Annotated in this window: 7 protein-coding genes and 1 pseudogene; 5 read left to right on the forward strand and 3 right to left on the reverse strand. The window is 64.5% G+C overall.

What is annotated here, in order from left to right; all coding sequences use genetic code 11:
• Positions 1-249, reverse strand: a pseudogene (locus ACT6Q8_RS25385) (kynureninase); the annotation flags it as partial.
• 312 nt (positions 250-561) lie between these two features.
• Between ACT6Q8_RS25385 and ACT6Q8_RS25390 the strand changes: the two are divergent.
• Entirely contained in the window at positions 562-2568 is a 2007-nt protein-coding gene (locus ACT6Q8_RS25390; RefSeq protein WP_444735290.1) for a HAMP domain-containing methyl-accepting chemotaxis protein, read from the forward strand.
• Positions 2569-2596: 28 nt separating this feature from the next.
• On the opposite strand, the gene ACT6Q8_RS25395 is transcribed toward ACT6Q8_RS25390, so the two are convergent.
• Positions 2597-3640, reverse strand: a complete 1044-nt coding sequence (locus ACT6Q8_RS25395) for an alpha/beta hydrolase (protein ID WP_444735289.1) — start codon at positions 3638-3640, stop codon at positions 2597-2599.
• Between the two features lie 86 nt (positions 3641-3726).
• Entirely contained in the window at positions 3727-4980 is a 1254-nt protein-coding gene (locus tag ACT6Q8_RS25400) for a porin (protein ID WP_444735288.1), read from the reverse strand.
• Between the two features lie 446 nt (positions 4981-5426).
• Between ACT6Q8_RS25400 and ACT6Q8_RS25405 the strand changes: the two genes are divergently transcribed.
• The 4 genes from ACT6Q8_RS25405 (at position 5427) to ACT6Q8_RS25420 (ending at position 10859) form a co-directional block, all read left to right on the forward strand.
• Positions 5427-6713, forward strand: coding sequence for a class I SAM-dependent methyltransferase (locus ACT6Q8_RS25405; protein WP_444735287.1), 1287 nt, complete (start codon positions 5427-5429; stop codon positions 6711-6713).
• 111 nt (positions 6714-6824) lie between these two features.
• Positions 6825-7643, forward strand: coding sequence for an enoyl-CoA hydratase/isomerase family protein (locus ACT6Q8_RS25410; RefSeq protein ID WP_082372723.1), 819 nt, complete (start codon positions 6825-6827; stop codon positions 7641-7643).
• Positions 7644-7779: 136 nt separating this feature from the next.
• On the forward strand, positions 7780-9294 hold the full coding sequence (locus ACT6Q8_RS25415; protein WP_054170421.1) for a tetratricopeptide repeat protein: 1515 nt from the start codon (positions 7780-7782) through the stop codon (positions 9292-9294).
• 131 nt (positions 9295-9425) lie between these two features.
• The gene (locus ACT6Q8_RS25420; RefSeq protein ID WP_444735286.1) at positions 9426-10859 is read left to right on the forward strand and encodes a mannose-1-phosphate guanylyltransferase/mannose-6-phosphate isomerase; all 1434 of its coding nucleotides are present in this window, start codon (positions 9426-9428) and stop codon (positions 10857-10859) included.
• Positions 10860-11264: the final 405 nt, after the last annotated feature.

Here is an 11264-nt window from a genome sequence, read left to right on the forward strand (position 1 = left end):
CAATTGGGCCAGCCGGTCACCCAGCTTATAGGGCGCGGCGAACCAGCCGGCGGTATTCCAGGAGCGGATCAGGCCGACGCCCCATTCCTGCGTTGCTGCGTCGGCCGCGCGCAATGCCGCCTGCGTCGGCATGGGACCCAGGGAGTTTCCGTTCAGATAGATGATCCCCGGCGGCAGGGTGAATTCATCCCGGAACCCGGCCAGCGGGTCGTTGCGGTCCAGGGCCTCGATCTCGGCACGCGTCGGCATTAACCGGCCTCCCATTCATGATTGTTGTATCTGAAACAGTATCGAAGGGGGGCGTCAAGCGGCTTGGCGCTGGCATGCAGGGGTGTGGATGTCTGCCACCAGATGCTTGGATTGGCCTGTGATAAGGATCATCTCGCAGAGGCCCATTATCCAAAAGATTAGGTTGAGCAATACCTATACCTTCGCCTTCTTGTCTATCGACGAGGAAGTTTATTTATTGGGGCAATAAAGACTAGGCGGTAGGCTGGTGGCGATGCTGTTTTGCCGCAGCGCGAGCCCGATGCCGACCAGCGTCAAAAAAAGGGGCAGGCCATGCGTATCGATCAGTTGAAAATCTCCCATCGCATCTTCACCGGCCAGGGGCTTTTGCTGTTCCTGCTACTTTTGGTTGGTGGTGCGGCCATTATCGGCCTGACGGTCATCGACAGCAGCTTTTCCGAGTATCGCCGGATCGCCCGCAATACGAACATGATCTCCAGCGTGGATCAGAACGTGTCGCAGATGCGTCTGGGCGTGAAGGATTTCCTGCTGACGGGGGATGAGGCACTGGTGCCGCCGTTCCAGGAGCGGGCCAAAACCGTGGATGGTCTGCTGGATGACGCGGACAAGGCGATTATCAATCCGGGCCGCCGCGCCCTGCTGGCCGATCTGACCAAGACCTTCGCGGACTACAAGGCTGCGTTTGGCGATGTCGTGTCGCTTGAAGCGCGCATTGACAAATTGTCCACGGATGTCCTGGACAAGAATGGCCCCGTAGCGCTGGAGAAAATGGATCAGCTGCTGCGTCAGGCCGAGGCGGAGGGCGATGCCCGCGGGACTGCCTTGATCGCCGATGCCGAGCGCGACCTGCTGCTGGTCCGGTTCTACATGCAGCGTTATGAGAACCTTCACGATGACGCGACGCGCGAAGGGCTGACCAAAGCGCTGGCTGAGTTGGTTGCGGGAACCAAGGCCCTTGCCGAGCAGGCGCGAGGTGCGCGGCGCGCCCTGACGGTCGAGGTCGTGCAGCATATGTCCGCCTATCATGACGGGGTAAAGACCAAGAAGGACCTGATCACCGAGATTGAAAAGACGGTTGCTGACCGGCTGAACCCAGCCGGGGCCAAGATCAGCAAGCTGACCGCCGATATCCGCGCCTCGCAGGCCGAGCAGCAGAACCAGATCGGGCCGCAGGTCGTCTCCACCATCAGCACTATCCAATACACGGCCATCGGCATGTCGATCATCGCGGTCCTGCTGGGTGTGGGGGCGTCGATCGTTATTGCCCGGTCGATCACGCGGCCGGTTAATGACCTGACCGGTACCATGGGCCGTCTGGCCCAGGGCGATCTCAGCGTCGATGTCGGTTACACCACCAACCGCGATGAGATTGGCGATATGTCGCGGGCGGTCGAAGTGTTCAAGACCAATGGCATTGAACGCCGCCGTCTGGAAGAAGAACAGGCGGCAGCCCGCGAAGCACGCGAACGCCGGGCCCAGGCCCTGGAACAGCTGATGCTGCGCTTTGACCGCGACATGCAGGCCCTGGTTGGCGAACTGGGCAGCGCCAGCACGCAGATGCGCGCATCGGCCCAGTCCATGTCGGCCCTGTCCGAACAGACGGCACAGCAATCCATGAATGTGGCCAGTGCCGCCGAACAGGCCAGCGCCAATGTGCAGGCCGTTGCCACCGCGACCGAGGAACTGTCCAGCTCGCTGGGCGAGATTACCCGCCGCGTCGCGGAAAGCGCCCAGATTACCCGCACCGCCCATGAAGAGGCGCGCCGCACCAATGAGACGGTGAATTCCCTGTCCGAGGCGGCCGGACGCATCGGCACCGTGGTGCAGTTGATCGCCGATATTGCCGGCCAGACCAACCTTCTGGCGCTGAATGCCACCATTGAGGCGGCGCGCGCGGGTGAAGCGGGTAAGGGCTTTGCCGTTGTGGCGTCGGAGGTGAAGAGCTTGGCCAACCAGACCGCCAAGGCCACTGGCGATATCAGCGAGCAGGTGCAGCAGGTGCAGACCGCCACCCAGCAGGCCGTGGAGGCGATCCGGTCCATCACGGGCACCATTTCCCGCGTGAATGAGATCGCCGCCGCCATCGCCGCCGCGATTGAGGAACAGGGGGCCGCGACCCAGGAAATCGCCCGCAATGTGCAGCAGGCCGCCGTGGGCACCCAGGACGTTACCGAAACCATCGACAGCGTGCGCGGTGCCGCCGGTGAAACCGGTCAGTCGGCGGGCGAGGTCTTGAACGCCGCCGTTACGGTACAGGACCAGTCGGTACGCCTGACCAAGGTGGTGGAAGGCTTCCTGCAGGGGGTGAAGGCGGCTTAACGTCGCCCTCAAACGCCGGGTGGCTGGATCAGATCCCGCCGCCGTCGCTGAAAGCATAGATGTCGTAAGAGGCCAGGGCGCGGCCGATATCGGCGATGGCGCGGTTGGCGGCGGGCAGGCGGCCGCCCATGGTGATGAAGCCATGCACCATGTCGGGATAGAGCCGGTGCAGCACCGGCACCCCGGCGGCGGCCAGCCGACCGGCATAGGCCCGCCCCTCATCCAGCAGCGGATCGAAGCCGGCGGTGATGATCACCGTGGGCGGCAAGCCATCCAGACGGTCGGCGCGCAAGGGCGAGACCTGCCAGTCGCCCTCTATCTCCTGGCCCGCCAGATAATTGCGGACATAGGCGACATAGGCCTGACGCGTCAGCAGATAACCGTCGGCGCGGGTGAAATGGCTGGGCAGGCTGGCGGCCAGATCGACGGCGGGATAGATCAGCACCTGGGTCTTCAGGATCGGTCCGCCGGCATCGCGCGCCTTCAGGGCCAGGACGGCGGCGATATTGCCGCCCGCACTGTCGCCCGCCACGCCGATGGCCAGCGGATCGATGGCGAGCAGCGGCGCGTAGGCCGCCAGCCAGCGCAGCGCCGCCCAGCCATCCTCGATGGCGGCGGGCCAAGGATGTTCGGGCGCCAGCCGGTAATCCACGGCCACGATGGCATGGCCCGTGGCCACCGCCAACTGCCGGCACAGCGTGTCATGGCTGTCCAGATCGCCCACAGTCCAGCCGCCGCCATGGAAGAACAGCAGGGCCGGCAAAGGCCGGAACCCGAAGGAGGGGCGGTAGAGGCGCAGGCGCAGCGGGCCGCCGGGGCCGATGATGGTTTCTTCCCGCACCGATGCGATATCCGGTGCCTCCGGCCCCAGGGCGCGGCGCACCTGGGTGAAGATGCGCCGTGTTTCCGCAAGGTCGCCGGCCCCCGTGGCGCTGCCCGCGATGATGCGGACCACATCGGCCACGTCGGGCGACAGGTCGGGGCCGACCGTGAAGCCCGGCTTTTCCGGAACCAGACACAGAGACGCCGCACGGTGGGGAACGGGGGCGATGGGCAAGATTGTGCCGGTCATGGTCTGTCTCCGGGATCGGGGTGGGCGCTAAGGGTGGGACGGTGGCAGCTATTGGGGAAGCCGGCCACCGCCCCCCGGTGCAATCATCAGAAGCGCACGCGCGCCCCGGTGATCACGCCGTACACGTCCTTGAAATCGGCCGTGCGGGTGTCGTAGCTGTGGTTGCGGAAGCTGATATAGAAGTCAGACGCGAAGGCATCGACGGTCTGGACATAGCCGACCGACCAGGCCTTGGCATCGGCGCCGGCCACCGCGAAATCCTCCTGGGTGAAGTAATCCACCACGAAGGCGCTGTTGCCGATGCTGGTCAGCTTGGCGATGTAACCGACCTTGCCGTACCAGAAATCGCTGTCGCGGGGGCCAAGGTCGCGCGTGCCGGCGGCGGCGGTGACGTTGAAGCCATTGGCGAACTTCACCGAGATGGAGCCGTTGGTCTGCGTGTCGAAGCCGGTGCGGCTGTCATTATCGGCATAGGCGATGGCGGCGGCCACCTCGGTATCGCCGATCTTGGCGTTGTAGCGCACGGCCCCGTCGGTGGCCCCGCCTTCGGTGAAGCTGGTCGACAACTGGAAGCCGCCGCCGAAGGTGGGCGTGTCGTAGCGCACCCGATCCTCGCGGTGCAGGCCGTCGAAATTGTTGAAGGCGTTGTTGACCGTGACGCCGTTGGCGCGGGTCGCCTTGTTGCGGAAGGCGATGCCGCCGAAGGTGGCGCCGATATCGGAGTGGCTGATCAGTGTGCTGGTGCCCGACAGGTCCACTTCGGAGGTCTGGTTGGTGGCGGTGTCGCCCTGACCCACCCAGAGACGCCCGAAGCTTTTGTGCTGCACCCAGAATTCCACCTTGCGTTCATTCACGGAGAAGGCGCCGCTATCGGTGCCGAAGCCGGTATTGCGGGTGGAGGCGGACGAGGTTTCCAGCTCGATATCGGTGCCGGCGGTCCAGTTATCGTCCAGCTTAGCCTGGCTGGACAGGCGCAGGCGCGACGATGCGGTGGCGTTGTCGCCATGGATGGCGTCGCTGTCGAAACCATCATCGGCCACGATCACGGCGCGACCGATCTGCCCCGAAAGGGTCAGCTTCACCTTGCCATTGCCCGACTGCACCACCTGCGGCGCCTTGTAGGCATCGGCGGCGACCAGGGGGGCGTCCTTGCTGGAAGGCGGGCCGGCGGGCGTGCTGGGGGTCTTTTCCAGCTTTTCAATGCGGGCCAGCAGCGACTGCACTTGGGCGCGCAGGGCCTCAACCTCTGACGGGGACTGGGCGGCGGCGGGCAGGGACAGGGCGGACAGGGCAGCACCCGTCAGCAGCAGGGCGGCGGTCTTGGAACGGAAGGAGGACATAAGCTTTCCCTTCATGGATCTGGTTCTTGTGGCCGGGTTCCGCGGGGCATAAGGACCCCTGTGCCGGTCGCCCGCAGGCGCCGGTTCCGGCCTTGGTTTGATTCGCGTGATCAGGGCCTTACGGCATAAGTGATGCCGTGGCTTGTGTCTGTCGTGTCAGGGACAACAGCAGGTCATCGGGTGTCTCCTTCAAGGTTCAGGACACCACGAGGCTTCGTGGCGCTTTAGCGTTTGGTGACGCGGCGCAAGCTGTCAGGTCAAATGCCCGCGGATGGGTTCAACACCATCGATGGGGATATTGAATTTAATTCCCCACTTCGTCAATCGGGTTTTGTCATTTTTCAATAACAAATCTTTTGCGTGATATAGGGGCCGGTGCGGGACATTGCATTCCGCTTCCGCAGCCTCTACCAGAAAGGGCCGAGAGACAGACCGGAAGCCGCCCTATGCAGACCCCGCCCGATATCCTGGCGCAGGCCGACCAGCTTTTGCAGGCGGGGCGGTTCCGTGTGGCGCGGCGGGTGCTGACCGAGGGTGGGGAGCCGGCGGATGCCGCCGGCATGGGGCTGCTGGCCCGCGCTCTGATCGGCATGAACGAACATGGGCGGGCATTGCCGCTGCTGCGCGCGGCATTGGTGGCCCGTCCGGATGATGCGGGCTTGCGCTTCGATCTGGCCCGCGCGCTGAACGGTTTGGGCATGATGCATGCGGCGGTGCCGATCCTGGCCGCGATGCATGATGCCGACCCCCTGGATGCGCGGGTTACGGAGATGCTGGCCAATGCCCTGCGCCGGGATGCGCGGTATGAAGAGGCCATCGCACTGGTCGATGCTGAGGCGGCGGCGGGGCGGTTGAACAAGGGTGTACGCTATCACCGTGCCCTGTCGCGCCATTATCTGGGCGATCCTGCAGGGGCGCTGACCGATTTCGATGTGATCGTGGCGGAAGATCCGGGTCATGGCGCGGCCTGGTTTGCCAGCCATGCCTGTGTCATCGGGGATCAGGGTCTGAATGCTGCGAAGGAACGGCTGCGCCGGGCGGTGACCAGTCCGGGGGCCAACCGTAAATATGCGGGCTTCCTGGCGGCCTATGAGGTGCTGACGGGTGGAGATGCGGCGGGGGCGGCAACGTCACCCATCCTGGACGGTGCCCGTGCGCTGGTGGCGCAGATGGCGCCGGATTGCCGGATATTCGGGGTGTCCGCCGACCTGCTGCGCTTTGGCCTGTCGCAGGCTAGGGTGCCGGGGCTGGTACTGGAATTCGGGGTGCGGCGGGGGACATCGCTGCGCCATATTGCGGATGCTGCTGGTCAGCATGCGCACGGGTTTGACAGTTTCGAAGGCCTGCCCGAGGGCTGGGGCAATGAGATGGCGGGGACCTTCAGCCTAGGTGATGGCGATACCGTCCCGTTGCCCGCCATGCCGGACAATGTCAGCTTGCATAAGGGCTGGTTCGATGAGGTGCTGCCGGGATTTCTGGCGGCCCATCCGGGGCCGGTGCGGTTCGTCAATATCGACTGCGATATCTACAGTTCCACCGTGACGGTACTGCGCGAGCTGGAACCAAGGCTGGTGCCGGGATCGGTGCTGGTCTTTGATGAGTTCATCGGCAACCGCACCTGGGCCGAGCATGAATTCAAGGCCTTCGGTGAGTTCGCGGCCCGCACCGGCGCGCGCTTCCGGCACATCGCCATCAGCCCCTTTACAGGGCAAGTTGCCCTCACTCTGGAGTGATCTGGTAGTGTGCGGAAGGTCATTACCTTTCCGCTCCCCCCTTCTGCGAAACCTCTGATACTCTTGGCCCGACAGGCCCGGAGGGGGCCGCCGGCAAAGGGGAGAGGCGCCATGAGCACCGTGACCACCAGCGATTGCCTGCTCTATACCCGCCATGGCGGGGAAGGGGTGGCGGAGATCACCTTCAACCGGCCCAATTGCCTGAACGCGCTGAACCTGGACATGGCCGCCGCCTTTGCCGAAGCCGCGACCGCCGCCGCCAATGATCCCAAGGTGCGGGTCCTGGTGCTGACGGGCCGGGGCACCAGCTTCATGTCGGGCGGCGATATCCACGCCTTTCATAAGCTGCTGTCGGCGCCCGCCGCCGAACGGCGCGACCATATTGCCCGTCTGATCGATTTCACCCATCAGGCAGTGACGGCGCTGCGCCGCATGGAAAAGCCGGTGATCGCTGGCATCCACGGCACCGCCGCCGGCCCCGGCATCGGCATCACCCTGGCCTGTGATCTGGTGGTGGCGTCGGACCGCGCGATTTTCCAGATGGCCTATGGCCCGCTGGGCACCACGCCGGAGGCGGGCGCCACCCACGCCCTGCCGCGTCTGGTCGGGTCGCGCCGCGCGGCGGAACTGGCGCTGCTGGACCGGCGGCTGACGGCACTGGAGGCGCTGGAACTGGGTATCGTCAACCGCATCTGCCCGGCCCCGATGCTGGCCGAGGAAACGCGGTGCGTGGCGCGCAAACTGGCCGGCGGTGCCGCCCTGGCGTCGGGACGAACCAAGCGTCTGCTGTATCTGTCGCTGGAGCATAATTTCCAGCAGCAGCTGGCGGCGGAGCGGGAAACCTTCCTGTCGGCCATCGACAGCCCCGAATTTGCCGAGGGGATCACCGCCTTTGTGGAGCGGCGCAAGCCCTTCTTCGGCAAGTGCTGAGGCTGGCTGATCCTACCTTTATGGGCAGGCACGTTAAGGACCCCTATCCTTCGCGATTCCAAGCGGTTATCTTGAGCGCCGGAAAAGACGGGACCATGCGAACATCCCGGAACCGGCGGTCAGGAAGGAACAGGGCATGAGTGACATCTCCATTGGCGTGGGTGGCCCCGCAGATATGGGCCGCATGGCGATGGATGCCGGTAACCATGCCGAGGCTGTGACCCTGCTGCGGGAGGCGATCCTGGACGATCCGGGTGATGCCACGCTGCGCGCCGACCTGGGTGTCGCCCTGGAAACGCTGGAGGATTATGACGGGGCAGCCCAGGCCTATGCGGCGGCCGCCGCGCTGGAACCGGACAACCCCATCTATCATTTCAACCAGGGGGCCGTGGCCCAGGCGCAGGGCCGCCCGCATGACGCGGCCAACCATTACCTGAACACGCTGGAGCGGGAGCCGCTGTTCGCCGAGGCCTATTACAACCTGGGCACCCTGTTCTATGATGCCGGCCATATCGAGATCGCGGCGGAGCATTATGGCAACGCTCTGAAGGCCCGGCCCGATTATGCGGAGGCGGCCAGCAATCTGGGCCTGGTCCTGCGCCGCCTGGGCCGCCAGGACGAGGCGATCGAGCAGTTCCGTCTGGCGCTGCGCCTGCGTCCCGATCTGACCATCACCCATTCCAATCTGGGCCTGACCCTGGCCGAGGCCGGGTATTATGATGAGGCCATTGCCTGTTTCGGGCAGGCGCTGGCCATGGACCCCGACAGTTCATCGCTGCATATCAATATTTCGCTGGCCTGGCGCGGGGTCGGGCGGCTGGACATGGCGGCTGATGCGGCCCTGAAGGCGCTGAAACTGGCGCCTGACAGCACGCCGGCGCAGGTGGAACTGGGCTCCGTCGCTGCCAATCTGCGCCGCTCGGGCGATGAGGCCACGCTGAAAGGCCTGCTGGAAAGCTGGCGCGGGGTGGCGGGCGAGACGGCGCAGTATCAGCATACGCTGGCGGCCCTGGGGCAAGCGCCGGCCCCGGCGCGGGCCAGCGATGCCTATCTGTCCCAGACCTTCGATGCGTCGGCCAAGCGGTTTGACGAGATGATCGGTGCCTTGGGCTATGCCGTGCCGGAGGCGCTGGGCCAGGCCCTGCAGCGTCATCTGGGGCCGGGCCAGGGCGACAAGGATGTTCTGGATGCCGGCTGCGGCACCGGTCTGGCGGCCCCGCATCTGGCGCCCTATGCCAAGACCCTGACGGGTGTCGACCTGTCGCTGTCCATGTTGCAGCAGGCGTTGCGCCGGGGGCTCTATTCCTCGCTGGATCAGGCGGAACTGGGCGCCTATCTGATCGCGCGGCCCGCCAGCTTTGACATGATCGCGGCGGGTGATGTGCTGTGCTATTTTGGGGAAGTGGGGGACCTGTTCCGGCAGGTGGCCGCATCCCTGCGACCCGGCGGCCTGTGGATTGTGTCGGCGGAAACGGCATCGGGCGGCAAGCCCTATATCCTGCTGGAAAGCGGGCGCTATGCCCATGATCCGGCGCATTTGCAGGAAAGCCTGAATGAGGCGGGGCTGAAGGTCCTGGAACTCATGCCCATGGTGCTCCGTTATGAGGGTGGCCGGGCCGTCGAGGGCGTTCTGGCCATCGCCCAGCGTTAGATCTGTCAGGTTCAGACGAAGCTATCCTGCGTCATCCCGGCTTGCGCCGGGATGACGAATTGAGATGATTGTCCGTAGACCTGACCTACGCTTTGCCGCCTTTCGTTGCGAACGACCTTGCATGTGCAGAGATGACTGACAGCATTGCCACCATCATCCCCGTTCTTCTGTCCGGCGGATCGGGTTCCCGCCTGTGGCCGGTATCGCGGGAGCGGTTTCCCAAGCAGCTTTTGAACCTATGCGGCGACAGGACCATGATCCAGGAAACGGCCCTGCGCGTGGGCCGGGATTTCGGTTTCGCCGACCCCATCGTCATCTGCAATCAGGAACACCGCTTCGCCATTGCTGAACAGCTGCTGGAAGTGGGCATCCGTCCCACCGAACTGGTGCTGGAGCCGTTCGGACGCAATACAGCACCGGCGGCGGCTGTGGCGGCACGGCTGGCGGCGCGGCATGATCCGCAGGCCCTGGTACTGCTGCTGCCCGCCGATCACGCCATCCTGGTGCCCGATGCATTCCGCGCGGCGGTGGCAACGGGTGCCGTCGCGGCACAGCAGGGCAAACTGGTGACCTTCGGCATTCAGCCGACCAGCCCGGAAACCGGCTATGGCTATATCGAGAAGGGTGAGCCGGTGTCCGGCGCCGATGGCGCCTTTGCCGTGAAGCAGTTCGCGGAGAAGCCAAAGCTGGATGTGGCGCAGGCCTATCTGGCGGGCGGGCGGCACCTGTGGAACAGCGGCATGTTCCTGTTCCGCGCCGACCGGTTCGTGGCTGAACTGGAACGCTTTGCCCCCGACGCGCTGACGGCGGCGGATGCTTCCATCGCGGCGGCGCGGGTCGATCTGGATTTCCTGCGCCTGGATCCGGATGCCTTTGCCAAGGCACCCAACATCTCCATCGATTTTGCCGTCATGGAAAAGACGGACAGTGCCGCCATCGTGCCCTGCGACATCGGCTGGACCGATGTGGGCGCCTGGAGCGCGCTGTGGGATATCGCGGAAAAGGATGGCGGCGGCAATGCCGTGCTGGGCGATGCTATCCTGGTCGATGCCAGCAATAATCTGGTGCGTGGCGAGGTCGGGCTGACGGCACTGGTGGGGGTGAAGGACCTTGTGGTCATCACCACCGACGATGCCGTCCTGGTTGCCGACCGCGCCCGCGTGCAGGATGTAAAGGCTGTTGTCGACCGGTTGAAGGCGGAGGGGCGGACCGAACGGCTGGACCATCGCCGCACCTACCGCCCCTGGGGCTATTCGCATCTGGTGCATGCGGCCCCCGGCTTTCAGGTTCTGCGCCTGACCATCCGTCCCGGCCACAAGATCTCCCTGCAAAAGCACGATCACCGGGCCGAACATTGGGTGGTGGTGCAGGGGGAAGCCCAGGTGACGCTGGGCGAGGAGCGGCGCATCGTTCGCGTCAATGAAAGTGTCTTCATTCCCGCCGGAATTCCCCACCGCCTGGAAAATGACGGCGACACTGACCTGTGCCTGATCGAGGTACAGACGGGCGCCATCATCAGCCCCGATGACATCCTGCGCATCGAGGATCATTACGGACGGGCCTAGACATATTTCCGCTGACCGGAAACATGTCTAGTCTTTCGTTTTCCTCAGGCGCCGGCGCGGCATCCGCCGCTTGGCTTCACGCCGCACGTGCGGCGCGGCGGCAGTCGCCGCTGGAGCGGTTTCCAGTTAACAGAAAACCGCTCTAAATTATCCTATCCCAAAGGTTAGGTTGTGGAGGGGCGGCGACGCCCCTTTCATTTTGCAACGATATCTGCATATCGCAATATGCATTTCGCAATTTTGCAGATTGCAATATGTCAATGGAGGGTAAACGCCACCCCGACCCCGCAGAAACCCTCAACTTTCAGGGTGTGTCCCCACTTGGCACTCCGGCTGCAATCCTTGGTTCGCATGAAGGCAACAACGCCTCACCCCAACGAACCGATGGAGACCGACATGACCAAG

Origin of the sequence: Niveispirillum sp. (assembly GCF_052437035.1) — a bacterium.
GTDB lineage: Bacteria > Pseudomonadota > Alphaproteobacteria > Azospirillales > Azospirillaceae > Niveispirillum.